This is a genomic window from Kitasatospora sp. NPDC089509 (assembly GCF_044749365.1).
In the GTDB taxonomy this organism is placed as follows: domain Bacteria; phylum Actinomycetota; class Actinomycetes; order Streptomycetales; family Streptomycetaceae; genus Kitasatospora.
Genome location: NZ_JBIVHS010000006.1, coordinates 250,372 through 274,549, shown reverse-complemented (window position 1 = coordinate 274,549; position 24,178 = coordinate 250,372). Strand labels below are relative to the sequence as shown.

At 74.8% G+C, this 24,178-nt stretch carries 18 protein-coding genes; 6 read left to right on the top strand and 12 right to left on the bottom strand.

Annotation, left to right across the window (positions count from 1 at the left end; genetic code table 11):
• The first annotated feature begins 9 nt into the window (after window positions 1-9).
• Window positions 10-2,673, top strand: a complete 2,664-nt coding sequence (lanKC, locus tag ACIP4P_RS15770; RefSeq protein WP_400918375.1) for a class III lanthionine synthetase LanKC — start codon at window positions 10-12, stop codon at window positions 2,671-2,673.
• A gap of 333 nt (window positions 2,674-3,006) precedes the next feature.
• Here lanKC and ACIP4P_RS15765 read toward each other — a convergent pair whose 3' ends face one another.
• Window positions 3,007-4,851: a BTAD domain-containing putative transcriptional regulator gene (locus ACIP4P_RS15765; RefSeq protein WP_400918372.1), complete on the bottom strand. Its 1,845-nt coding sequence runs from the start codon at window positions 4,849-4,851 to the stop codon at window positions 3,007-3,009.
• 680 nt (window positions 4,852-5,531) lie between these two features.
• Here ACIP4P_RS15765 and ctaD point away from each other — a divergent pair.
• From ctaD to ACIP4P_RS15745, 4 genes are all read left to right on the top strand, one after another.
• Complete coding sequence (gene ctaD / locus ACIP4P_RS15760) at window positions 5,532-7,220, top strand: cytochrome c oxidase subunit I (protein WP_400918885.1); 1,689 nt, start codon at window positions 5,532-5,534, stop codon at window positions 7,218-7,220.
• 128 nt (window positions 7,221-7,348) lie between these two features.
• The gene (locus tag ACIP4P_RS15755) at window positions 7,349-7,882 is read left to right on the top strand and encodes a hypothetical protein (RefSeq protein WP_400918369.1); all 534 of its coding nucleotides are present in this window, start codon (window positions 7,349-7,351) and stop codon (window positions 7,880-7,882) included.
• A 460-nt stretch (window positions 7,883-8,342) separates the two neighbouring features.
• On the top strand, window positions 8,343-9,065 hold the full coding sequence (locus tag ACIP4P_RS15750; RefSeq protein WP_350513065.1) for a response regulator transcription factor: 723 nt from the start codon (window positions 8,343-8,345) through the stop codon (window positions 9,063-9,065).
• Between the two features lie 90 nt (window positions 9,066-9,155).
• Complete coding sequence (locus tag ACIP4P_RS15745; RefSeq protein ID WP_400918366.1) at window positions 9,156-9,560, top strand: pyridoxamine 5'-phosphate oxidase family protein; 405 nt, start codon at window positions 9,156-9,158, stop codon at window positions 9,558-9,560.
• Between the two features lie 66 nt (window positions 9,561-9,626).
• On the opposite strand, the gene ACIP4P_RS15740 is transcribed toward ACIP4P_RS15745, so the two are convergent.
• Window positions 9,627-10,979: an FAD-dependent monooxygenase gene (locus tag ACIP4P_RS15740; protein ID WP_400918363.1), complete on the bottom strand. Its 1,353-nt coding sequence runs from the start codon at window positions 10,977-10,979 to the stop codon at window positions 9,627-9,629.
• 211 nt (window positions 10,980-11,190) lie between these two features.
• Between ACIP4P_RS15740 and paaI the strand changes: the two genes are divergently transcribed.
• Window positions 11,191-11,607: a hydroxyphenylacetyl-CoA thioesterase PaaI gene (gene paaI / locus ACIP4P_RS15735; protein WP_400918361.1), complete on the top strand. Its 417-nt coding sequence runs from the start codon at window positions 11,191-11,193 to the stop codon at window positions 11,605-11,607.
• A gap of 74 nt (window positions 11,608-11,681) precedes the next feature.
• Here paaI and ACIP4P_RS15730 read toward each other — a convergent pair whose 3' ends face one another.
• The 10 genes from ACIP4P_RS15730 to ACIP4P_RS15685 form a co-directional block, all read right to left on the bottom strand.
• Window positions 11,682-12,938 (bottom strand): phenylacetate--CoA ligase family protein, encoded by a 1,257-nt coding sequence (locus ACIP4P_RS15730; RefSeq protein WP_400918358.1) that lies wholly within the window; start codon window positions 12,936-12,938, stop codon window positions 11,682-11,684.
• A 14-nt stretch (window positions 12,939-12,952) separates the two neighbouring features.
• A complete protein-coding gene (locus ACIP4P_RS15725) occupies window positions 12,953-13,825 on the bottom strand; it encodes an SDR family NAD(P)-dependent oxidoreductase (RefSeq protein ID WP_400918355.1) in 873 nt (290 codons plus the stop codon).
• Complete coding sequence (locus ACIP4P_RS15720; RefSeq protein WP_400918353.1) at window positions 13,822-15,123, bottom strand: MFS transporter; 1,302 nt, start codon at window positions 15,121-15,123, stop codon at window positions 13,822-13,824. Before ACIP4P_RS15720 ends, ACIP4P_RS15725 begins: the two co-directional genes overlap by 4 nt.
• A gap of 20 nt (window positions 15,124-15,143) precedes the next feature.
• Entirely contained in the window at window positions 15,144-16,367 is a 1,224-nt protein-coding gene (locus ACIP4P_RS15715; RefSeq protein WP_400918351.1) for an AMP-binding protein, read from the bottom strand.
• Entirely contained in the window at window positions 16,364-17,425 is a 1,062-nt protein-coding gene (locus ACIP4P_RS15710) for a RimK family alpha-L-glutamate ligase (RefSeq protein WP_400918349.1), read from the bottom strand. Before ACIP4P_RS15710 ends, ACIP4P_RS15715 begins: the two co-directional genes overlap by 4 nt.
• The gene (locus tag ACIP4P_RS15705) at window positions 17,422-18,822 is read right to left on the bottom strand and encodes a KamA family radical SAM protein (protein ID WP_400918881.1); all 1,401 of its coding nucleotides are present in this window, start codon (window positions 18,820-18,822) and stop codon (window positions 17,422-17,424) included. The genes ACIP4P_RS15710 and ACIP4P_RS15705 overlap by 4 nt, the downstream gene beginning before the upstream one ends.
• Window positions 18,823-18,888: 66 nt before the next feature.
• The gene (locus ACIP4P_RS15700; protein WP_400918346.1) at window positions 18,889-20,631 is read right to left on the bottom strand and encodes a class I adenylate-forming enzyme family protein; all 1,743 of its coding nucleotides are present in this window, start codon (window positions 20,629-20,631) and stop codon (window positions 18,889-18,891) included.
• A 136-nt stretch (window positions 20,632-20,767) separates the two neighbouring features.
• A complete protein-coding gene (locus ACIP4P_RS15695; RefSeq protein ID WP_400918343.1) occupies window positions 20,768-22,192 on the bottom strand; it encodes a flavin monoamine oxidase family protein in 1,425 nt (474 codons plus the stop codon).
• Window positions 22,189-22,449 (bottom strand): acyl carrier protein, encoded by a 261-nt coding sequence (locus ACIP4P_RS15690; RefSeq protein WP_350513077.1) that lies wholly within the window; start codon window positions 22,447-22,449, stop codon window positions 22,189-22,191. The genes ACIP4P_RS15695 and ACIP4P_RS15690 overlap by 4 nt, the downstream gene beginning before the upstream one ends.
• On the bottom strand, window positions 22,439-24,013 hold the full coding sequence (locus tag ACIP4P_RS15685; RefSeq protein WP_400918340.1) for an amino acid adenylation domain-containing protein: 1,575 nt from the start codon (window positions 24,011-24,013) through the stop codon (window positions 22,439-22,441). The genes ACIP4P_RS15690 and ACIP4P_RS15685 overlap by 11 nt, the downstream gene beginning before the upstream one ends.
• Between the last annotated feature and the right edge of the window lie 165 nt (window positions 24,014-24,178).

Genomic DNA, 24,178 nt, shown 5'->3' with positions numbered 1-24,178 from the left:
TGGTGCGCTGTGGCCGGCGCCCACGAGACCCAGCTGTACTGCCTCGCCGACCCGACCTACTACGACACCCCCGGGCGGCTGCCCGACCGGGCGAGCCGCTACCGGCCCGGGACCGGAGAGGTCCCGGCCGGGTGGCGGCGCGAGCGACAGGGCCTGTGGACGGTGCTGCTGCCGGACGGCGTACGGCTGCCGGAGCAGGGGTGGAAGCTGCACGTCTCCGCCGTGCCGGAGCAGGCGCCGGACACCCTGGAGACCGTCGCCCGGATCTGCACCGCCCGTCGGACGGCCTTCAAGTTCCTGCGCAGCGCCCAGGCACTGCGGGTGGCGGACAGCAAGTACGCGGGGCGCGGCAGCAGCGGCAAGTTCATCACCGTCTACCCGGTGGACGAAGGCGAATTCCTGGCCCTGGCCGAGGAGTTGGGCGCCGCACTGGAAGGGCGGCCCGGCCCGTACGTGCTCACCGACCTGCGGATCGGCGGCGCCCCGCTGTACGCGCGCTACGGCGCCTTCGTCGAACTCTGGTGCCAGGACGCGACCGGGCGGACCGTCCCCGCGCTGCGCGACCCGGCGGGCCGACTGGTGCCGGACCCGCGCGAACCCGTGTTCCGGCTGCCGTCCTGGGTCGAGCCCCCGGCGGCGCTGCGCCCGCACCTGGCCGCCCGGCAGGCCGCCGCCGGGGACCTGCCGTACCGGATCCTGGACGTGCTCCAGTTCACCAACGCCGGTGGGATCTACCTGGCTTCGGACCTCGCGACCGGCGAGCGGGTGGTGCTGCGGGAGGCCCGACCGCACGCCGGGCTGGACGCGGCGGGCGCCGACGCCGTCACCCGGCTGCGACGCGAACAGTGGGCGCTGGAGCGGCTCGCCGGACTGGACTGCGTGCCCCGGCTGCGCGAGGTGCGCACGGTGTGGGAACACACCTTCCTGGTGCAGGAGCACATCGAGGGCGTCCAGCTGTTCGCCGAGGCCATCCGGCGCTACCCGCTGGTCCACCAGAACTGCACCGCCGCCCAGCGGACGGAGTACGCGGACTGGGTGACCGGGGTGGTCGCCCGGCTGGAGCGCGCGCTCGAAGCGCTGCACCGGCGCGGAGTGCGGTTCGGAGACCTGCACCCGGCCAACGTGGTGCTCCGGCCGGACGGGTCGGTGGTGCTGGTCGACTTCGAGTACGCGGCCGAGCTGACCGACCGGCGGGTGCCGGTCGCCGGAGCGGGCGGTGTGCCGGTGCCGGCCGGGCTCGACGGGGCGGCGGCGGACCGGTACCTGCTGTGGGCGAGCTGGCTGATGCTGCTGATGCCGGTGACGGAGCTGGCCGAGCGGGACCCGGGCAAGCTGGCGGCGCTGGAGCGGCGGGCGCGGGAGTGGTTCGGGCTGGGGGAGGGGGACGGGCCGGTGCGACCGGGGGTGCCGGGGGTACCGGCGGTGTCCGGTGCGGTCGGCGTGGCGGTGGCGTGCGAGCGGCGCGGGCGGGAACTGCTGGACGGGCCCTCGCTGGGCGCCGTCCAGGACGAACTGGTGGCGGGCATCCACGCCGGGGCCACCCCCGACCGGCCGGACCGGCTGTTCCCCGGGGACGTGGCCGGCTTCGCCGACGGCGGCACGGGCGTCGCCCACGGTGCGGCCGGAGTGCTGTACGCGCTGCACCGGGTCGGGGCCGACTGGCCGGAGGAGTACGCGGACTGGCTGGTCGCGGCGATGCGACGGCGCGGCGTCCGGTCCGGGTTCGGGTCCGGGTTCGGGTCCGGGCTCGGCGGGTTGTACGACGGGCCGCTCGGGGTGGCGGTGGTGCTGGCGCGGATCGGGCGGACGGAGGATGCGGCGGAACTGCTCGCGCGGGTACGCGGGGGGCAGGGCGCGCGTGGTGCGGGTGCGGTGCGGCCGGCCCGGGAGCCCGGGTTGTACGGCGGGCGGGCCGGGGCGGCGCTGGCCCGGGTCCGGCTGGCGTCGACGCTGCCGGGGCCGGCAGCGATGGCGGACGGGCTGTTGACGGAAGCGCTCGGGGACGCACGGGAGTTGGCGGCGGCGGTGCGCGGGGAACCGGTGGCCGGGCTGACCGAGCCGACGGCGGCCGGGCTGCTGTACGGGCTGGCGGGCATCGCGTTGCTGCAGCTCCGGCTCTACCGGTGCACGGGGGAGCGGTGGCTGCTCGACGCGGCGCGGGTGGCGCTGGAACGGGCGATGGGGCAGTGCATCCGGGTGCCGGACGGCTCGGTGCAGGTACTGGACCGGGGGCGGCGGCTGGCCTACCTGGACCGGGGAAGCAGCGGGATCGCCCTGGTGCTGCGGGAGTTGGCGGAGCTGGGCGGGGAGTTGCGGGGTGCGGACGCCTTCGTGGCGGACGTGCGGAAGGTGTGCGCGCCGGGGTTCATCCGGGAACCGGGACTGTTCCGGGGGCGGGCCGGGCTGATGCTGGCGCTCGCTCGGCTGGGCGGGGACGGGGAGGTTCGGGAGGGGGCGGCGGCTCGGGAAGGAGCAGTTCGGGAGGCGGTGCTCGGGCAGGTGCGGAAGTTGCAGTGGCACCTGGTGGCGCGGCCGGAAGGGCTGCTGGTGCCGGGGATGCGGCTGCGGCGCTTCTCGGCGGACCTGCACACGGGGGCGGCAGGAGTGCTGCTGGCCCTGCGGGGGGTCGAGGAGGTGGGGGCGGCTGGCGTCGAGCTGGTGACGCTGGGGTGAGCTGTGCCGCCGCTCCGCGGCGGGTGTTGCGCCCCTCCGGGGCTGCGCTGTTGCGCCCCTCCGGGCCGCCGGTTGGGACGGGGATGGAGAGGCGGGGGGTGTTGGGGCGGAGGTGGATGGGCGGGGGGTTGGGACGGAGGTGGATGGGCGGGGGCTGGGACGGGGATCGAGAGGTGGGGGTGTTTGGGCTCGGGTGTTGGGGCGGAGGCGGATGGGCGGGCGGTGTTGGGGCGGAGGTGGATGGGCGGGCGCCGGGTGGGACGGGGACGGAGAGGAGGGATGTGTTGGGGCGAGTGGGGATAGGGGGAATTGAGCTCGGGACGGGGCCCGGGGTCAGGTGAGGGAGGGGGTGGTCAGGGTGGTGGCGTGTTCGCGGGCGTGGAGGTGGGTGAGGCGGGGGAGGGCGTAGAGGGCGGCGTGGGCGGTGACCTCGCCGGTGGGGGAGGTGACGGCGCCGGTGTCGGTGAGGGCTTCCAGGGTGCGCAGGGCGAGGTGTTCGGGGCGGCCGAGGGCGGTGGCGGCCTCGGGGAGGGTGAAGAGCAGGGCGAGGGGCAGGGTGGCCAGTCGGGCGAGGGCCAGGCGGCCCTGCGGAGGGAGGTCGTGCCAGCCGGAGTCGAGGCGGGCGCGGACGGTGACGTCCCCGGCGACGAGTTCGTCCAGGGCGCCGGTCGGGTCCTCCAGGCGGGCCGCGTACTCGGCGAGCGGGAGGTGGCGCAGGACGGCGAGGCGGGCGCCGGCGACCCGGACGGCGAGCGGCAGCAGTCCGCAGGCGTCGACGATCCGGGCGGCCGCGGCGCGGTCGGCGCCGGTCCGGCCGGGGCCGGTGATGCGGCCGAGCAGGTCGAGGGCCTCGGCCGGGGTGAGCGGCGGGACGGTGATGCGGTGCACCGCAGTCAGGCCGGCGAGTTGGCTGCGTGAGGTGACCAGGACGGAGCTGCGGCCGGAGCCGGGCAGCAGTGCGCGGACCACGGACTCGTTCGCCGCGTCGTCCAGGACCAGCAGCATCCGGCGTCCGGCGAGGGAGGCGCGCCAGAGGGCGGCGGCCCGGTCGGGGTCGCCGGGGTCCGGGGTGGGGCCGTCGTTGAGGTCCAACCGGCCGGTGAGGGCGGCGAGTTCGTCGAGCAGCTCCGGGAGCGGGCGCGGGGTGCCGTCGTCGGCGCGGAGGCGGAGGAGCAGGCGTCCGTCCGGGAAGCGGTCGGCGAGCAGGTGGGCCGCGTGGACGGCGAGCGCGGTCTTGCCGCTGCCGGCCGGCCCGGAGAGCAGCGTGACGCGGCCACCGGACTCGCCCAACTCCGCGACCAGTTCGTGCAGTTCGTCGGTCCTTCCGGTGAAGTCGGCGGTGTCGGCGGGCAGCAGGGTGGCGGCGGCGGAGGCCCGGGCGGTGCGGCCGGTGGCGGGCCGGGTGCGGCCGCGGGCGAGCAGCAGGCGGTAGCGGTCGGTCAGGGCGGGGCTGGGTTCGAGGCCCAACTCGCGGGCGAGCAGCTGGCGGTGGGTGTCGTAGACGGCGAGCGCCTCGGCCTGGCGGCCGGACTGGTGGAGGGCGTTCATCCGGGCGGCCTGGAGGCGTTCGCGCAGCGGATGGCGTTCGGCGAGGTCGGCGAGCTCCTCGGCCACGGCGGTGGCGTTGCCGAGCTCCAACTCGGTTTCCGCCCAGTCCTCGTGGACGCCCAGGCAGCGGGCCTCCAGGCGGTCGGCCTCGGCCTGGACGGCGGGGGAGCGGCGCAGGTCGGCGAGCGGCGGGCCCTGCCACAGGTCGAGGGCCTGGCGCAGCAGGCGGGCGGCGGGGGCGAGGGCGCCGCGGTCGGCGGCGGACCGGCCGGCCCGGGCGAGGGCGCGGAACTGCAGGACGTCCAGCTCGGGTTCGGCGATCCGCAGCAGGTAGCCGCCGGCCGAGTGGACCAGCCGGTCCGGGTCGTCCCGGCGGCCGAGCAGGGTGCGCAGGGCGCACACGTAGACCTGGAGGTTCTTGCGGGCGGTGCGCGGTGGCTCCTCGGGCCACACCGCGTCGGTGAGCAGCTCGACCGGGACGGCCGTGTTGGCCCGGCTCAGCAGGACGGCCAGCACCAAGCGCTGCTTCGGCGGGCCGAGCGGGAGCGGGCGGTCGCCCGCCTCGGCGGTGAGCGGGCCGAGGACGCAGAAGCGCTGCGAGGTGGGGGCGGCGGGCCGGGCCTGGGTCATCGGCGTACCTCCGGGACGTGACTGGGGGCGTGCGGGGGCGTGACCGGGGGGTGGTGCGGTTCCTGGGCGCAGGCTAGTGGACGGCCGGGGGCGTCGAAGGGCACGGAACCGGGCGGGTTCGGGCACGGGATCGACACAACTCCCTCCTGTCGGAGGATGGTTGAAGGATCTTGGGAAGCTCCCGGCCGGGCGGGGCCGTGGCTGGTGGGCAGGGGTGCGGGGCGGCGTCGGGGTGCGGCGTTCGGGGGTCGTACAGGGGTCGTACGGGGGTTCGTCGTCCGATGGTTCGGGAGCGGTCGGGGGACGGTTCGGGAACGGTACGGCGGGGGTGCTCCGTTGGTCCTCCAGCGGGGCTGGGCGGCGGGGTGAGCGGGGCGCGAGCGGGAGGGCGGGCGCCGGGTCCCGGTCGGGAGGTCCCGGTCGGGGGGCCGGAACTCGGGCCCAGCGGCCCGGGCCGGGCGGGCCCAAGGACCCTGGGGTGCGCGGGGTGCGCGTTCGGATCATGGATCGCCATCATTCGCACGACGTTCCGAAGGAGTGCGTCCTTGAGCGCCACCCAGGCACAGGGCGACCCCACCTCACCGCCAACGCCCCTTCCGGCCGCGCCGGTTCGAGCCCGCCGACCCGGATCGGCCGTGGTCAGGCTGCTGACCACCACCGACCACAAGACGATCGGCACCATGTACCTGGTGTCCTCGTTCGCGTTCTTCCTGATCGGCGGCATCCTCGCGCTGGTCATGCGCGCCGAACTCGCCCGGCCCGGGACGCAGATCCTCTCCAACGAGCAGTTCAACCAGGCCTTCACCATGCACGGCTCGGTGATGCTGCTGCTGTTCGCGATGCCGCTGTTCACCGGCTTCGCCAACTGGATCATGCCGCTGCAACTCGGCGCGCCGGACGTGGCGTTCCCACGCCTGAACATGCTGTCCTACTGGCTGTTCATGTTCGGCTCGCTGATCGCCGCCGCCGGCTTCGCCACCCCGCAGGGGGCCGCCGACTTCGGCTGGTTCCTCTACGCGCCGCTCTCCGACGCCGTCCACTCGCCGAGCATCGGCTCCGACATGTGGATCATGGGCGTCACGCTGTCCGGCTTCGGCAGCATCTTCGGCGCGGTCAACTTCATCACCACCATCATCTGCATGCGCGCCCCCGGCCTGACCATGTTCCGGATGTCCATCTTCTGCTGGAACGTGCTGCTCACCTCGGTGCTGGTGCTGCTGGTCTTCCCGGTGCTGGCCGCCGCGCTGCTCGCCCTGGAGTGCGACCGCAAGTTCGGCTCGCACGTCTTCGACCCGACCAACGGCGGGGCGATGCTGTGGCAACACCTGTTCTGGTTCTTCGGGCATCCCGAGGTGTACATCCTGGCCCTGCCGTTCTTCGGCATCGTGTCGGAGATCATCCCGGTGTTCAGCCGAAAGCCGATGTTCGGCTACGCGGGCCTGATCGCCGCCACGGTGGCCATCGCGGGGCTGTCGGTGACGGTGTGGGCGCACCACATGTACGTCACCGGGCAGGTACTGCTGCCCTTCTTCTCCTTCATGACCTTCCTGATCGCCGTGCCGACCGGCGTGAAGTTCTTCAACTGGGTCGGCACCATGTGGAAGGGCTCGCTCAGCTTCGAGACGCCGATGCTGTGGACGGTCGGCTTCCTGGTCACCTTCCTGTTCGGCGGCCTGACGGGCGTGCTGCTCGCGGCACCGCCGATCGACTTCCACGTCTCCGACTCGTACTTCGTCGTCGCGCACTTCCACTACACGCTGTTCGGCACGGTGGTGTACGCGATGTTCGCCGGATTCCACTTCTGGTGGCCCAAGATGACCGGCAAGAAACTCGACGAACGGCTCGGCCGGATCACCTTCTGGACGCTCACCGTCGGCTTCCACGCGACCTTCCTGGTACAGCACTGGCTGGGCGCCGAAGGCATGCCGCGCCGGTACGCCGACTACCTCGCCTCGGACGGCTTCACCACCCTGAACACCGTCTCCACCATCGGATCGTTCCTGCTCGGGCTGTCGATCCTGCCGTTCCTGTACAACGTCTGGAAGACCGCCAAGTACGGCGAGAAGGTCACCTCCGACGACCCGTGGGGCTGGGGCCGCTCGCTGGAATGGGCCACCTCCTGCCCGCCGCCCCGGCACAACTTCGTCAAGCTGCCGCGGATCCGCTCCGAATCCCCGGCCTTCGACCTCCACCACCCGGACATCGCCGCCCGCGACGTGCTGCAGCACAGCGGGAAGCCGGCCCAGCACCTGGGGGACGTGGAGCCGGCGAAGTACGACCGGCCGCTGACCCGGGCGGAACGGGCGCGGGTGGCCGAGGCGGTGGCGGGCTCGGGCTCGGACGCGGGCTCGTCGGCCGCCGACGGCTGAGGCCGGTCCCCTGACCGCCGTCCCCGCCCGCAGCGCTGCCCCGGGCGGGCGGGGACGGCTCCCCGAATCCCGTGATCCCCGTGATCCCCGTGACACCGTGAACCCCGCGACCCAAGGAAGGCCGGCCCGTGACCCACACCGTCCTCGCCATCGGCACCGCCGCGCTCACCGCGAGCGGCTGCGTCTGGTACCTGCCCGCCATCGCCGACCTGCAGGCCGGCGCCGACCGGCCGCGCTCCACCCGCACCGCCGCGGCGGCCTGCGTGCTCTGGTGGGCGACGCTCGCGCTGGCGGGCGGGCTGCTGCTCGCCCTGACCGACTGGCGGCCCGCCGCCCAGGTGGCCCTCACCGGGCTGGTCGGCGGTACGGCCCTGCGGGTGCGGGCGCTGTGGGAACGGCGCGGGGAGCAGCGGGAGAGCGCGGTCCGGTGGGCCGCCCTCGACGCCGGGCCGGTACCGCGGGGCGGCCGACCGGCGGCCGTCGCCCTGGCCGGGTGGCTGGTGGTGGGGGCCGCCGTGGCCTCGCTGGGGGCGGCGGCGATCCTGCTGTCGGACGGCGGCGGGCTCGGCGCGAAGGTCCTGCTCGCGGCGGTCAGCGGGGCGGGCGTGGCCCTGGCGTTCCTGCTGATGGGGCTGGGAAGCGTGCGGAGGCAGGGGCGTTGAGTCGGGGGCTCCGGGGGCCATGGCGCCCCTCCGGGGCGCGACGGGGGTGGGCTGGCAGGTAGGGGCGCGCATGGGGGGTTTGGCGGCGGCGGGGCTTCAGGCCCGCCGCCGTGCGGGCTTTGGGCCCCTCCGGGGCCGCGCTGTTGCTCCCCTCCGGGGCGCGCTATGGGCGGGGCGGGAAAGGGGGCGGAGGGAAGTCGTGGGGGCGTGAAAGGGGCGGGGGGGTTGGTGGGGTGGGGAGGGTGTGCGGAGAGGGGGAGTTGGCGGAAACGGTGAGCGGGGGAGAGGGACGGGGAGCAGGGCGGGGCGCTGGCGGAAACCGTGAGCGAGGGAGCAGGGCCGGGAGTGGGCAGGGCGGAATGGGGTCGTTGGGCCCTGGGAGGGGGTGTCGGGGTGGGGGATGATGCGGTGGGCCCCGCTGGGAGTGTGCGGGGGTGACGAAGGTGGAGCGAGCCGCGTGATGGCGACCAAGGCGGAGGGCGCCGGGGCTCCGGCGCCGGTCCGGGTGTTCCTGCTGGACGACCACGAGGTGGTGCGCCGTGGGGTGCACGACCTGTTGGACGGTGAGCCGGACCTGGAGGTGGTCGGGGAGGCCGCGACGGCGGAGCAGGCCCTGGTACGGGTGCCGGCGCTGCGGCCCGATGTGGCGGTGCTGGACGTGCGGTTGGGCGACGGGGACGGGGTGTCGGTGTGCCGGGAGCTGCGCTCGCGGATGCCCGATCTGGCCTGTCTGATGCTGACCTCCTTCGACGACGAGGAGGCGCTGTTGGACGCCGTGATGGCGGGTGCCGCGGGGTACGTGCTGAAGCAGATCAGTGGTACCGACCTGGTCGCCGCCGTCCGTACCGTCGCCTCGGGGCGGTCGATGCTCGACCCCGGCGCGGCGACCCGGTTGTTGAACCGGTTGCGCAGCGACGCCGAGCCGGCCCGGCCGGTGACCGCCGGGCCGGGGTTGACGGCGCGCGAGCAGGAGGTGCTGGCGCTGATCGGCGAGGGCCTGACCAATCGGCAGATCGGTGAGCGGCTCTACCTGGCGGAGAAGACGGTGAAGAACCACGTGTCCCGGTTGCTCGCCAAGCTGGGCGTGGAGCGGCGGGTGCAGGCGGCGCTGATCGCCACCGAGCTGCGGCAGTCGGCGGCGCAGGCCGCCCAGCCGCGCGGCGGCCGGGGCTGGGCGAGCTGAGACGGCTGGGCGGGCCGGGACCCGCCAGGGCCCCTCGGCGGGACCATCGGCCCTCGTGAGGGGGCCCGGCCCGGGGCGAGCATCGCTCGCATGAAGCGCGATCACGTTCCGTCCCCCCGACCCTCCTCCGGCGACGTCCCCGACCGGTCCGGCCTCCGTGAACTCGACCGGAGCCGGGCGTTGGAGCTGTTGCGCCGGGCCCCGGTCGGGCGGGTGGTCTACACGGTCGGCGCCCTGCCGGCGGTGCTCCCGGTGTCGTTCCGGCTGGCGCCCGGCGGGGTGCTGGTCGCGGCGTCCGCCGAATCCGAGCTGGCCCGGGCGGTGGACGGCGCGGTGATCGCCTTCGAGGCCGACGAGGTGGACGGCCGGGACGGTTCCGGCTGGTTCGTCACCGTCCTCGGCCGCGCCCAGGTCCGTCCGGTGGCGGCCGGCGCCCCCGACGCGGTCCGGATCCGGATCCGCCCGGAGCTGGTCATCGGCCGCCGCCTGCCGTAGCCCGGGGCCGACGGCACGGGCGGCGGCACGGGCGGCGGCGGTTCGGCCCCGGCGGGGGCGGGGCGTTCAGGAGTAGTCGGGCAGGTCGAAGACGGTGGCGGCGCGGAAGGCCGTCTCCATCTCGATCCCCGGCCGGTCGAAGCCCCGCACGCCCTCGCCCGCACTTCCACCGTCGTGCTCGCCGCCGGCCGCCGGGCCGTCCGGGGCCTCGAACAGGTTGGTGCCGTGCCCGTCGGGGCCGGTGGTCAGATCGAGGATGGCCTGGTTGGCCGCGACGTGGTCGCGCAGGCGGTGCTCGTAGGCGCGGAAGGCGGTGCGGTGGTCGCCGTCCGCCGCGTGCAGCTCCCCGGCCAGGACGTAGGCGCCGGTCAGGGCCACGCTGGTGCCCTGGCCGGTGAGCGGGGAGCAGCAGTACCCGGCGTCGCCGACCAGGGCGACCCGGTCCTTCGACCAGCGGTCCATCCGGATCTGGGCGACGACGTCGTAGTGGAAGGCCTCGGTCTCCCACATCCCGGTGAGGAAGCGCGGCACCTCCCAGCGCAGGTGGGCGCAGCGTTCGGCGACCAGTTTGCGCTGCTCGGCGCGGTCGCGCGGGAGCATCCGGTCGAGCGGCTCGTCGGTGTTGAAGCGGACGAAGACCCGCAGTTCGGTGTTGTCCCGGACGGTCATCACCAGGGAGCCCCAGCCGTCGTCGGACTGCTGGATGATCTCCCAGCGGTCGAGGCCGAGGTGGTTGGGGACGCTCCAGCCGGCGATGTAGATGCCGGTGGAGCGGAGGTGGTCGGTCTCGGGGCCGAAGACCAGCCGGCGGGTGGTGGAGTGGAGTCCGTCGGCGCCCACGACCAGGTCGTAGGAGCGTTCGGTGCCGTCGCGGAAGCGGACCCGGACGTCGTCCGGGCCCTGGACGAGGGTGGCGATGGAGTCGTCGAAGCGGTACTCGACGCCGGGCCCGGCCGCCGCGGCGATCAGTTCCGCCAGTTCGTCGCGCAGGATCTCCACGTCGGGGCCGCCGACCGGCCCGCCGCTGGCGGTCCATTCGGTGGTGCGGTTCAGTTCGCGGCCGTCCGCGTCGAGCAGGGACATCCCGCGCAGGCCGGTGCGGCGGGCCCGGACCTCGTCGAGCAGGCCCATCCGGTCGATGACGTCCAGGGCGTTGCCGCGGATGTCGACGGCCTGGCCGCCGCCGCGCAGGGCCGGGGCACGCTCCACGACGGTGACCCGGAAGCCGTAGCGGTGGAGCCAGTAGGCGAGGGCGGTGCCGGCGATCCCGGCGCCGGAGACCAGGACGGAGGCCCGGGGCCGGCGGGCTTCAGGCCTCGAAGGTGCGTGGTCCGCAGAGGAGTTGGTGCGGGAGTCGATCGACACGGTGGCCTCCGGTGAGTCGGTGCTGCTGTTGTGGACCAGCCTGCGCCCGCCCACTCACAGGACGCGAACAGTCCGCTCACAGCACCGGCAACCCACTGGCAACCCGTCGGCAACCCGCTGACAGCCCGCCGGTACCGGTGGTGGACCGCTGACCGGGAATCAGCCGCTGACGGCGATCAGCCACTGACCGGGGATCAGCAGCTGACCGGAGGCAGCCGGTCCCCTACGCTGGGCCGGACACCGTCGACGGAGGGACCGCGCCGCCATGTTCGACCCCGTGATCGCCGCCCTGTACGAGCGGGACGAGACCAGCCGCTCGCTGGGCCTCGTGCTGGCGGAGGCGTCCGTCGGGCGCGCGGTGATGCGGATGACGGTGGCCCCGACGATGGTGAACGGGCACGGCACGGCGCACGGCGGGTTCCTCTTCCTGCTGGCCGACGCCGCCTTCGCGTACGCCTGCAACAGCCACGGTCCGGTGACCGTCGCCCAGGCGGCCCAGGTGGTCTTCCTGGCTCCGGCGGCGGTGGGGGACGAGCTGGTGGCCGAGGCGGTGGAGCGTTCGCGGGCCGGGCGTACCGGGATCTACGACGTGACGGTGCGCCGGCCGGCGGACGACCGGGTGATCGCCGAGTTCCGCGGGCAGAGCGTGGTGGTCGGGGGCCGGCCGCAGAACGGCGGTTGAGCGGCCGACCCCCCCGGCACGCACGGCTCGCACGCACGGCTCGCGCGCACAGCTCGCACGCACGGCTCGCACGCTCAGTCGTGCGGGCGCTCGTCCAGAACCTGCTGGAGCTTGCCCGTGCGCGGGTTGGTGACGAGTTCGGCGCGCGGGACCCACTCCACGGTGAGGTGGTGGACGGTGCCGAGCGCGACCTCCGCGGGGTAGAGCGGGCGGGCGGCGTAGACGGCCTCGACCAGGCGCTCGGAGAGGCCGGGCGGGGGCTGTTCGGTGCAGCCGAGCCGCAGGACGAGGCCGTCGCGGCCGTCCCAGCGGCGCTGGACCAGCTGCATCCCGGCGATGGCTCCGGCGGGGTCGGCGGCGAGCAGGGCGGCCCGGACCTCCTCGGTGGGCATCGCGACCGGTCCGACCCGGGCGCCCTCGGCGGAGCGGCCGAGCAGGCGGAAGCGGCGGCACCCGTCGTCGGTCCATTCGGCGCGGTCGCCGGTGGGGTAGCGCAGGATCGGCAGCAGGGTGCGGAACAGGTTGGTGACCACGACCCGGCCGGGCACGCCGGGGGTGGTGATCGGCTCGCCGGTGGCGTCGTCGACCAGCTCGACGACCGTCCGGTCCGGGAAGGCCTCGTGCACCCGGGGGTCGTCGCCGGGCACCGGGGAGCCGACCAGCCCGGCGTCGTTGGAGGCGTAGCCCACGGAGGCGACGACGGCCTTCGGGAAGGCGCGGGCGAGCAGCGGGCGCAGGTCGGCGAAGAGCAGGTCGCCGCCGAACAGCAGGAGTTCGACGGAGTCGGCGCGTTCGCCGCGCCGCACCAGGCACTCGGCGACGGAGCTGAGCTTCATCGGCTCGCCGGCCAGGACGTGCACGCCGAAGCCGCCGATCAGGTCGGCGACGGCGTCGTCCGGGGCGGCGCCGCCGACGGCCAGGCGGACGTTCTCCACCGGCGCGTGGTGCAGGGCGTTCTCGATGTAGAGGAAGCCGCCGTAGAGTTCGCCGGCCATGAAGAGGTTGGCGACCCGGTGGCCGGGCCGGAGGCCGGCGCGGACCAGGCCGGCGCCGAAGGCGGTGACGGAGTCGGCGTGTTCGGTGCGGGTCCACGGCGAGAGCTTGGGGGCGCCGGTGGTGCCGCCGGTCCGGTAGACGCCGGCGTCGGTGAGCGGGCCGGTCAGCACCCGGTTGTCGGGCCAGGAGTTGGCGGTCCAGAAGGCGGCCTGGTCGATCACCGGGAGCCGGTCGAGCCGGTCGGTGCCGGGAGGCAGGTCGCGGTAGAGCTCGGCGTAGAACGGCGAGTGGGCGCGGGCGAACGCGACCAGTTCGGAGACGGATTTGGCGGGCACGTCGACTCCACGGTTCAGGAGGGGAATTCGGGCTGGCCGAGCCAGGTGCGGGCGAGCCGCTGGACGGTCGAGCCGTCCCGGTCGGCGAGTTTGGCGGCGAGGTAGGCGGAGGCCCACGGGCCGGTCGGCACCCGGAACGGCGGGTCCTCGTCGTCGAGGGTGCGGAGCACGACGGCCGCCACCTCCCGCGCGCTCTGGGCGGCGCTCTCCCAGCCCTGGGCGCCGAGTCGGTCCAGGTAGCCGGCGAAGGTGGGCGCGTACGGGCCGGAGGCGGCGTGCAGGGTCCGGCGGTCGACGTCGGGGAAGATCCCGAAACGGGAGTCCGGCACGAAGCCGGGGACGACGACGGAGACCCGCACGCCGTGGGCGGCGGCCACCGGGGCGAGCGCCTCCATGAAGCCCTCGACGGCGAACTTGGCCGCGCAGTAGGCCTCGTTGAAGGGCTGGCCGATGACGCCGTGCACGCTGCCGACGGTGATCAGCCGGCCCCCGGAGGCCCGCAGCAGGGGCATCGCGGCGCGGCTGACGGCGGCCACGCCGAAGAAGTTGACCTCCAGGTTGGCTCGCAGCGCGGCGTCGGTGGACATCTCCAGGGTCGGGTCGGAGTTGGCGACGCCGGCGTTGTTGACGACGGCGTCCAGCCGCCCGTACGTCCGGGCGAGGTCGTCCACGCAGTCGGCGACGGAGGCGGGTTCGGTGACGTCGAGGTGCCGGATGTCCAGGGTGACCCCGGCCTCTCGGGCGGCCTCCCGCAGCGGGCCCGAGCGGGCGGGGTCGCGCAGCGAGGCGACGGTGGTGAACCCGGCGCGGGCCGCGGCGACGGCGGTGGCGAGGCCGATGCCGGAGGACGTCCCGGTGACCAGCAGCACCTGGCCCCGGGCGCTCACGGGGTGCGCTCCACGGGCTCTGCGGCCGGTTCGACCGTGGATTCGGCGGCGGCCTCGGCGGCGGACGCGTCGAGCAGCGGTTGGATGCCGAGGGCCGGGAGGAAGGAGCAGGCGGCCAGCAGGGTGCCGCCCGCCATCACGGCCCGGGCGGCATCGAGGACGCCGAGCGGCCCGGTCAGCAGGGTCACGGCCAGGCCGCCGACCAGGGCGGCGAGCGGGATCACGCCCCAGGTGACGGTCCGGAAGGCGGCGTGCATCACGCCCTGGTTGCGCGCGGACATCCGGGACTGCCGGGTGGGGGCGCTGCACACGTTGAGGCAGGACATGAAGAAGCCGTAGCAGCCCATGGTCACGGCGATCACCGGGCCGGGCGGCAGAGCGGGCGCGGCGAGCACGCCGAGGCCGACCAGGCAGTGCAACAGCAGCGACCAGGCCAGGGTCCGGCCCAGGCCGAAGCTCCGGGAGAGCCGGGGCGCGACCACGGCGCCGAGCAGTGCGCCGAGGGCCGCGACCGACATGGCCGCGCCGAAGACGCCGACCTGGACGCCCAGGCCCCGGTAGGCGAGGACGGGCAGCACGGTGACGAACACCGGCCCGCCGCAGTTGAGCACGACGGCCGCCAGCACCACCCGGCGCAGCACCGGGTCGGCCCAGTTCAGCCGGAAGCCGCGGGTCAGCCGCTCCCGGATGCCGCCCTCCTCGACGGTCCGCTCGCCCCAGGGGCGCATGGCGCGGAAGCAGACCGCCGAGACCAGGTAGCTGGCCGCGTCGGCGAGCAGGGCGGCCACGCCGAGCGCGCTGTAGAGGGCGGCCGCGATGGACGGTCCGGCGACCTCGGCGACCGAACCGCTGCCCTCCAGCCGGGAGTAGGCGCGGACCATGCCGTCCTCGGGCACCACGGCGGGGACGGCGACCAGGTAGCCGACGTTGAAGAAGATGGTCGCGCCGCTGATGACGGCGACGCAGCCGAACAGCAGCGGGGTGGAGAGCACGTCCAGCGCGTAGGCCAGCGGGATCGCGGCGACGGCGGCCAGCCGGACCAGGTCGCAGACCAGCATGGTGCGGCGCTTGTCCCAGCGGTCGACCAGCACCCCGGCGATCGGGCCGAGCAGCGGGATGCCGAGGTACTGGGCCATCGCCACCACGCCGACCTGGAGGGCGGAGGCGTGCAGGGCGAAGATCATCAGGGTCGGGACGACGAAGACGGTGACCTTGTCGCCGACCAGGCTGACGGTCTGGCCGGCCCAGAACAGCGAGAAGCCGCGCCCCAGTCGGGTGCTCGCGGGTCCGCCTTTCACGTCTCCTCCGGGTCCGCTCTTCACGTCTCCTCCCGGACGACCAGGGCGGCGGTCTTGCCGGTGCGCTCGTTGCCGATCAGCTCGCTGACCGTGCGGACCCGGACGTTGCCGGGGTCGTGCTGGAAGGCGGTGCTCAGGGTGAAGGTGGCGGCGAGCAGTTCCCTGCGCAGCCGGCCGGTGTCCGGGGCGGCGCCGGGGGCGGTGAGCAGCAGGACGTCCAACTCGGTGACCCGGCCGCCCCGTCGGGTGAGTACGAGCTGGGCGCGGGCGACGCCGGGTGCGCGTTCCGCGTGGGCGATCACCTGGTCCACGTCCAGTCCGAGGCCGCGCACCTGGACGACGCTGTCGCGGCGGCCGTGCACCCGCATCGCCGGGCCCCGGCGGCCGCACGGGCAGCCGGTCAACTCGCCCGCGTCGCCGGTGCGGTAGCGCAGCACAGGGTTGAGCATCTCGGGGTCGAGGGTGGTGAAGTCCAGCAGGCCGTCGGCGTCGGCGTGCACCAACTGGTGCGGCAGCGGGTGGAAGGTGTCGGCCGGGCAGTCCGGGGTGTTGGTGGCGACGACCCAGGTCTCGGTGCTGCCGAACATGCCCCAGCGGCGGGCCTGCGGGGCCACCACCGCGAGGTCCTCGGCGAGTTGGTCCTGCCAGGCCTCGCCGAGCCACAGCACCTTGCGCAGGTCGGGCAGGCGGATCCCGGCGGCGCGGGCGTGGGTGAACCAGAGCCGCAGCACGCTGGGGGTGCCGCCGATGGCCGTCACCCGCCGGGCGGCCAGGAACTCCAGCCACGGGCCGTACTCCGCCGCGGTGACCGAGCCGAGGGCGATGATCCGGCAGCCGGCGAGGTCGGCGAGCGCGGCGGCCAGGAAGTGGGCGCCCCACATCCGGCCCGCGCCCCAGGCGTTGACGAAGACGTCCGAGCGGTCCAGCGGTTGCCAGTGGGCGTGCACGCCGGCCATGTAGAAGCCGGTGGGGGCGTAGCCGAGCTTGGGCGCGCCGGTGGAGCCGCCACTCTGGAACAGCCAGGTGGCGGTGTGCTCGGCGGCCGGTTCCAGGTGGGCGAGGGCGGTGTTGAGGTCGTCCTTGGCCAGCGGCGGGAGCGCGGCGAGGCCGTCGAGGGTGCGGACGTCCGGGTGGCCTTCGTAGCGTTCGGCGAGGCCGGGCACGGTCCGCAGGCGGGCGAGGGTGCGCCGGGCGACGGACAGCCGCGGGGCGGCTTCCTCCGGGGGGAGGGAGAAGGCGGTCATCGGGGGTCCGTCCGGTGGTCGGGGCCGAGGGGGAGGGTGAGCGGGCGGGCGCCGTCGGCGAGCCACTTGGCGTGGCCGTCCCGGTAGGCGGCGAACCGGGCCCGGGTGACGTCGCGTTGCAGGGTGCGGTCCGGGTCGGTGAGGTCGGGGGCGATCACGCCGTCCGGCTCCAGCTCGGAGAACCAGTAGCGCTCGCCGTCGTGGAGGAAGTCGACGCAGAAGAACGGGATCGGCAGCCGTTCGGCGAACCAGGCGGTGGCGGCGGCGAGTTCGGGAGGTACCGGGGGGAACTCCATGGTCCCGCCGCGGCTGGCGTTGGCCACTGGGGAGCCGGGCAGCGGGGTGCGCTTCATCACCGCGTACGGGCGGCCGTCGACCACGTACACCCGGTAGTCGACGGTGCCGTCGCCCAGGTACGGCTGGATCACCAGGGTGGTGTCGCCGCCCTGGGCGAGGGTGGCCAGGCCGCGGACGTCCTCGGGGCCGCGGGCCAGGTTGATCCCGCCGCCGCCGCACCAGCCGGCCGGCTTGACGATGGCCGGGTAGGTCATGCCGCCGAGCGCCACCTCGTAGCCGTACTTGGCGGTCTCCCGCCCGGTGCCGATCCGCACGGTCGGGATGGTCGGGACCGGGGAGCCGGCCAGGAACAGCAGGGTGGCCAGCTTGTCGTTGCCGATCAGCGACACCTGCGGCGGGAACGGCAGGTAGAAGCCGGCCTGTTCGAGCACCGCGTACAGGGCGTACTGGTTGAAGACGTCCATCGCCTGGTACGGCAGCGAGTAGAGCGCGGTGATGAACAGGGTGGACTCGGGGGTGACCAACTCGTCGTCCACGTACACCCGGGGGCGGCCGGGGCCGGTGGCGTCCACGCTGACGGCGTCCGGGGCGTGCCGGCTCCAGTGCAGGCCGAGTTCGGCGGCGCACTCGGCGTAGCGGTCCCAGAAGAAGCCGTGCCACATCTCGGCCATCCGGGAGGACTCCCGGTCGGGGAAGATCCAGCACATCCGGCGCAGCGGGCCGGCCGGGTCGGCGGGGTCGGCCTGGTCGGCGGTGTTCATGCGGCTCCTCGGGGTGCGGGCGCGGGTGCGGGTCCGGGGGTGGCGGCCTGCCCGGCCCACCAGCGGCGGCCGGCCTCGGGCAGGGTGTCCACCGGGTCGTAGTAGGCGTGGCGGCGGTCGAGGACGTCCGGGTCGGCGGCGTCGCCCTCCAGGCTGGTGCGGTAGTTCTTGGTCCAGTACGAGATGCCGCGCTCGCGGTCGTACGCCACCGCCTGGTGCACCCAGCGCTTGCCGACCCGCGGGACGTCGCAGACCAGGCGCGGGGTGGCGTAGCCGGGCAGGTAGCCCATGATCGCCTCCTGGAGGTGCTGCGCCCGGTGCAGCGGGGTGCGCCAGTGCTCGGCGCCCGGCACGAGGTCGCAGAGGTAGAAGTAGTACGGCAGCACGTTGGCCTCGCCCTGGAGGGCGAAGCAGAGGTCCAGCAGGTCCTGCGGGGTGTCGTTGACGCCGCGCATCAGCACGCCCTGGTTGCGGACGTCCCGGACGCCCGCGTCCAGCAGCGCCCGGGCCGCCTCGGCGACCAGCGGGGTGACCGAGCGGACGTGGTTGGCGTGGGTGTGCACGGCGAGGTTGACGGACCGGCGGGCGGCGATCCCGGCGACCCGCGCCACGCCGGCCAGCACCCGGGGCTGCAGCCAGTGCTGGGGCAGGCCCACCACGGCCTTGCTGGCGAGCCGGATGTCGCGGACCGAGCCGAGTTCCAGCAGCCGCAGCAGGAAGGACTCCAGGCGCGGCCAGGGCACGTTGGCGAGGTCGCCGCCGGAGAGCACCACGTCGCGCACCGAGGGGGTGCGCTTGAGGTAGTCGAGGATCTGCTCCTGGCGGTCGGCGGGGCGCAGCAGCAGCCGGGTCTTGGCGACCTGCGGGGTGGAGGTGCCGACCAGGTCCATCCGGGTGCACTGGCCGCAGTACTGGGGGCAGGTGGCGGTCAGCTCGGCCAGCACCTTGGTGGGGTAGCGGTGGGTCAGGCCCTCGACGGCCCACATCTCGGCCTCGTGCAGGGAGTCCCGTTCGGCCCGGGGGTGGCTGGGCCAGCGCGGGTGGCGGTCGGTGCGCACGGGCAGCATGTAGCGGCGCACCGGGTCGGCGAGGAAGGCGTCGGTGAAGGCGCCCGGCTCGGTCGGTGCGTCGGCGGCCATGGTGTTCAGCACCTGGGGCGGCAGCAGCACCGGCATGGTGGCGAACTGGACCTGGTCGGCGGCGAGTTCGGTGTAGACGTGGTCGGTGAGCAGGTCGCCGACGACGGCCCGCAGCTGGCGGGCGGTCCGGACGGAGTGGGCGCGCTGCCACTGGGCGTCGCGCCACTGGGCCTCGGTGACCTGGCGCCAGCCGGGCAGTCGGCGCCAGTCCGGTTCGACCAGGGGCGTCCGGGTGTACTGGTACGGCTGGCGGATCACCGGGCGGTCGGTGGGGTCGGCACGGCCGGTGTGGTCGGTGCCGTCGGCGGGGTGGTCCACGGTGCCCTACTGGCCGGTGAGGAGGCCGGCGTGGCGGGTGCGCAGTTCGCGTTTGAGCACCTTGCCGGTCGGGCCGAGCGGGAAGTCCTCGGGCTTCAGGGCGAGTCGGACGGCGGCGAGGGCGGGCAGCCCGGCGGCGGCCAGTGCCCGGTTGGCGGCGGCGCGCACCTCCTCGGCTCCGGCCCCGGCCCCGGCCTCGACCTCGGCCCGGACCTCCTGCAACTGGACGACGGCGATGGGGAGTTGACCGCCTCCGGGGCCGGCCGGGACGCCCACCACCGCGCAGTCCCGGATCAGTTCGGCGCAGTCGGCCAGCAGCACCTCCTCGACCGGCAGGCTGTAGACCGGGCCGTGGACGGTGTCGATGACGTCCACCGTGCGGTCGAGGTGGTGGAAGCGGCCGTCGGCGCCGCGGCGGGCGACGTCGCCGGTGAGCCAGTAGCCGGCCAGCTCGAAGCTCGCGGTCAGCCGCTCGTCGTTCCAGTAGCCGGGGGTCAGCGAGGGGGCGTCGACGGCGAGCAACCCGACCGTGCCGTCCGGGACTTCGGTGCCGTTGTGGTCCAGGACGGCGGCCCGGCGGACCACCTCCAGCGGTCGGCCCACGCAGCGGTCGTCCCGTTCGCTCTCCGGGGTGGTGACCTGCCCGAACAGGGCCATGCCCATCTCCGAGGAGCCCAGGCCGTCGATGAACTGCGAACCGGGCAGGGCGGGTTGTTCCGCCTTCTCGCGCGGCAGCAGCCAGGGGCGGACCAGTCCGGCGGGCCGCTCGCCGAGGGTGACCAGTCGGCGGATGTGCCCGTGGTGGGCGCTGTCGCCGGTGTTGAACCAGGAGTGCACCCGGGCCGCGCCGCGCACCGGCAGCTCGCCGGTGGCCAGTTCGACGAAGGTGCGCGGGAAGGAGGCGACCATGGTCGGCTGGAAGGCCTCCATCACCGGCTCGACGACGACGCGGCGCCAGTCCGACATCACCACGGTCGGCAGCCCGAGCAGTACGGCGGTGAGGAAGTAGCTGAGGCCGCCCGCGTGGGTGTGCGGCATCAGCGACATCAGCCGGTCGTACGGCTCGGCGGGGAAGCGGGTCATCCGGGGCTGCTTGCCGTCCCAGAAGCCGCGGTGCGCCAGCATGGTGGACTTGGGGGTGCCGGTGGTGCCGGAGGAGTGGATCAGCGCCACCACGTCCTCGGCGGCGTGCCGGTACGGGTGCCCGGTGGGCAGGGTGACGGCGTCGGCGTCGAAGGCCCGGACCTCGGCGGCCGGGGCGAGGAAGCGGGGCCGCCGCTGCGGGTCCTGCCGGTAGGCGGCGGCCAGCCGGGTGGTGTCGTCGGCGACCACGCCGACCACCCCCACGTGGTCCAGGTAGCGCACCAGCACGTCGTGCCGCAGCGCGTCGTTGACCAGTGCGGGGACGGCGCCGAGCGAGGTGAGCGCGAGGAAGTGCAGCAGCGGCTCCAGGCCCTCGCCGACCACCACGGCGACCGGCTCGCCGGGACGGACCCCGTTGGCGTGGTACCAGGCGGCGTAGCGGTCGCGCAGGGCGACCAGGTCGAGCAGGCTGTGGCCGCGCAGCACGACCTCACCGCGGTGGTCGGTGCGGTGGGTGAAGACGGAGGGGACGGACCGGTGCGGGTTCGCCGCGACCGCGTGGTCGAGGAAGTTGCCGGCCCCGAGGGCGGGTTCGGCCATCAGCCGCTCGCGGGCGGCGAGCGGCGCGATGGGGGTCTGCCCGCTCGGGGCGGTCTGGTCGCTCATGGGATCTCCGGGCGTGGGGTGCCGGGCGCGCGGCCCGGTGGGGCGGGCGCCTGGGGGGCGTGGTGGAGGTGAAGGTGAAGGGGGAGGGAGGGCCGTGGGCTCAGGTGCGGACTCAGGCGCGGGCTCAGGCGCGGGCTCAGGCGCGGGCGAGGATCTCGGCGACCACCCGGTGGCCGGAGCGGACCGCGCCCTCCATCAGGCCGAAGAACGCGGTGCTGGTCTCGGTGCCGGCCCAGTGCACCCGTCGGTGCGGCCGGGTGAGGGTCGGGCCGGTGCGGATCCAGTCGCCGGGGCCGAGCAGGGCGGCGTAACAGCCCCGGCTGTAGGGGTCGTCGAGCCAGTCGGTGACGTGGACGTCGAGCGGCTCGGGCAGCATCGGGAACAGCCGGGCGGCCTGGCCGGCGGCCTCGGCGTGCTGCCGTTCGGGGGTGAGGGCGCCGAAGCGGTGGGCCTCGGCGCCGGTGACGAAGCCGGTCAGCACGCCGATCCCCGCCGTGGGCGGGCCGCCGCCGGGCGAGTCGTCCACGGTGGAGAGCAGCGGCCCCCGGGCGTTCACCGACCAGCCGGAGAGGCCGTGTTCGCGCCAGAGCGGGGACGGGTAGACCAGGTGGACCTTGATCGCGCAGCCGCGCGCGGTGCGGTCCCCGGCGCGTGGTGCGGGCAGGGCGGGTTCGTACGCGACGGCGTCGGCGAGCAGCGGCGGCAGCGCCAGCACCGCGACGTCGGCCCGGTGGGCGCCCCGGTCGGTGTGCACCGTCACCGACCGGTCGTCCTGGTGGACGGCCCGGACCGGCTCGCCGAGGCGTACCCGGGCGCCCAGCGGTTCGGCCAGCCGCTCGCAGAGCTGGTGGGCGCCGCCGTCGATCCGGTCCTGCTGGGCGCCGCCGGCGAAGGCGTTGAGGTAGCGCAGGCCGCCGCCGGAGCGCAGGTAGAAGGCGAGGTGGAGGACGGAGAGGTCGGCCGGGTCGGCGGCGCACATCTCGCCGAGGAAGAGCGGGAAGAACAGCCGGGCGTCGGGGTGGGTGACGTGCTGCTCGGCCCAGTCGGCGGCGGTGAGGGCGTCCAGCCGCTCGGCGTCCGGGGTGAGCCAGGGGGCCTCGGGCCGTACCGCGTCGGTGAGTTCGGTCAGCCGCTCGAAGAGGTCGCCGAGGGCGACGGCGTCCAGCGGGGGGAACCGGCCGTCCCGGGTGGCGGGTTCGTCCCCGGCGCCGGGAGTGTCGGGACGGGCAGGGCGGTCGGGACGGGCAGGGCTGCCGGTGCTGTCGGGGCGGTCGGGGGTGAGGGCGAAGCGGCTGGCACCGAGCATCGTGGTGGGGGTGGTCTTGAGGCCCAAGTCCGCTGCCAGTGCGAGCAGTTCGGTGTGCCGGTCGCCGAGGTAGGCGGCGCCGGCGTCGACCCGGACGCCGGGGGCGGCCTCGATGCCGTGGGTGCGGCCGCCGACCCGGTCCCGGGCCTCCAGGACGGTGACGGCGTAGCCGTGGGCGGCCAGTCCGGTCGCGGCGGTGAGTCCGGCGAGGCCGGCGCCGACCACGACCGCGCTGCGTCTGTGGCCCTCGTTCATGCGGCGGCCGCGATCCGCCGGGCCAGGCGGGCCGGGGTGGGCGCGAACAGGAAGTCGTCGAAGGTCAGTTCCACGCCGTGGAGGCGGGCGACGGCGCTCAGCACCCGGGTGGCGACCAGCGAGTCCCCGCCCAGGTCGAAGAAGTCGGAGTCGGCGGTGACGTCCTCGCGTTCCAGGACCCGCCGGAAGACGGCGGCCAGCGCCTCCGGGGTGGCGGGGGCGGTGGGTTCGGCGGTGCGCACGGGGTCAGTGTTCACGAGGGGTCTCCTTCGGTCTCGACCTGTCGGGGTGGGTCGCGTACTGCCGGTGGCAGCCGGCCCGGTCGACCTTGCCGCTCGGGGTGTGCGGCAGGGCGGGCACGAGGGTGATCCGAGCCGGTACGAGGTGGCCGGGGACCCGCTCCCGCAGGTGCTGCAGCAGTGCGCGGCCGAATTCGGGGCCGGGTGCGCGGGCGGCGGCGTGCGGGCGCGCCACCACGTACGCGACCAGGGTGGTGCGGCCGGCCTCGGTGGCGCCGGTGACGGCGGCGGCGGTGACGTCCGGGTGGGCGGTGAGGTGGGCCTCCACCTCGGCCGGGTCCACCCGGATGCCGCGGACCTTCAACTCGCCGTCCAGTCGGCCCTGGTGGGTGAGCAGCCCGTCCGGGTCGCGGGCCGTCCGGTCGCCGGTGCGGAAGTAGCGTTCGCCGTCCAGGGTGGTGAAGCGTGCCGCGGTGGCCTCGGGCAGGCCGAGGTAGCCGAGCGCGACGGACGGGCCGCCGATCAGCAACTCGCCCCGCTCGTCGATGCGTTCGACGACGTGCGGCAGGGCGAGGCCGATCGGGGCGCGGGCGGTGCCGTCCCAGTGCCGCCCGGGGGCGAGCGGGCCGGCGAGGTCCACGGCGTGGGTGATCTGGGTGGTCTCGGTGCAGCCGTAGGTGTTCAGCAGCCTGATCCCGCCGGTCGGCAGCCGGGTCCAGTCGGCCAGCCGGGCGGGTGCGGCCGCCTCCCCGCCGATCACCAGCAGGCGGAGGCAGGAGGGCAGTCGGTCGCCCGAGTCGACCAGGTGGTGGACCAGTTCGTGCCAGAAGGCGGTCGGCAGGTCCAGGACGGTGATCCGCTCGCGGTCGAGCAGTCGCAGGAACCGGGGGAAGGAGCCGCTGTGCGCGTCCCGGTCGATGACCAGGGTCGCGCCGGTGGTGAGGGTGGGGAGGATCTCCTCGAAGCTGGTGTCCCAGTTCAGGGAGGCGAACTGGAGCACCCGGTCCTCGGGGGTGAGCCCGAACAGCCGGCCCAGGGCGCGGGCGGTGGCCGTGAGGGCCCGGCGGGGGGTGAGGACGGGTTTCGGCTGCCCGGTCGAACCCGACGTGAAGAGAATGCAGGCCGGTTGTTCCGGGTCCGTCCCGGGTGGATCCCCCGGGGGGCTTCCCGGGGGGTTCCCGGCGATTTCCGGCGGTTCCGGTGACGCCACTAATCGGAGGCCGAGTCGGAGCCGGTCGCCGGAGCTTCCGGACACCGCGGTACGGCACTGCGCGGCCGCCGCCATGGCGTGTCGGCGGGCCGTCGGGAATGCCGGATCGACGGGGCAATAGGCGCCCCCGGCGGTCAGCACGCCGAGCAGTGCGACCACCGTTCCGGTCGCGTGGACGGCCGGTACGGCGACCGTGCCGGGCGCCGGTCCCAGGCCGTCGGCCAGGGTGTTCACCGACTCCAGGAGCCGGCGGTAGGTCAGGGCGCGTCCGTTGTGGACGATCGCCGGACGATGGGGATTTCGACGTGCGATATCTCTGAACACGTCGAGCAGGTCGGGGGCGACCTGGAGGGAACCGCGATTAATTGACATGCCCGCCCCAAATGCGCTGAGAACCGCTCATCCGTGCTCGGCGAACGGCGACTCTACCTTCGAACATGCGTGGCGACAATGGATGTTGAGGGTGTTCTTCCAAGGCCCCGTGGCGGAACTGTGAACCGCCCCGGACTGGTCCGACTGTTCGGGCAAGGACGGTGT

Coding starts and splice junctions, on each gene's coding strand:
- ACIP4P_RS15765 (WP_400918372.1), bottom strand. CDS start 4,851: ATGACCCAGGCCCGGCCCGCCGCCCCCACCTCGCAGCGCTTCTGCGTC.
- ctaD (WP_400918885.1), top strand. CDS start 5,532: ATGTACCTGGTGTCCTCGTTCGCGTTCTTCCTGATCGGCGGCATCCTC.
- ACIP4P_RS15750 (WP_350513065.1), top strand. CDS start 8,343: ATGGCGACCAAGGCGGAGGGCGCCGGGGCTCCGGCGCCGGTCCGGGTG.
- ACIP4P_RS15745 (WP_400918366.1), top strand. CDS start 9,156: ATGAAGCGCGATCACGTTCCGTCCCCCCGACCCTCCTCCGGCGACGTC.
- paaI (WP_400918361.1), top strand. CDS start 11,191: ATGTTCGACCCCGTGATCGCCGCCCTGTACGAGCGGGACGAGACCAGC.
- ACIP4P_RS15715 (WP_400918351.1), bottom strand. CDS start 16,367: ATGACCGCCTTCTCCCTCCCCCCGGAGGAAGCCGCCCCGCGGCTGTCC.
- ACIP4P_RS15710 (WP_400918349.1), bottom strand. CDS start 17,425: ATGAACACCGCCGACCAGGCCGACCCCGCCGACCCGGCCGGCCCGCTG.
- ACIP4P_RS15700 (WP_400918346.1), bottom strand. CDS start 20,631: ATGAGCGACCAGACCGCCCCGAGCGGGCAGACCCCCATCGCGCCGCTC.
- ACIP4P_RS15695 (WP_400918343.1), bottom strand. CDS start 22,192: ATGAACGAGGGCCACAGACGCAGCGCGGTCGTGGTCGGCGCCGGCCTC.
- ACIP4P_RS15685 (WP_400918340.1), bottom strand. CDS start 24,013: ATGTCAATTAATCGCGGTTCCCTCCAGGTCGCCCCCGACCTGCTCGAC.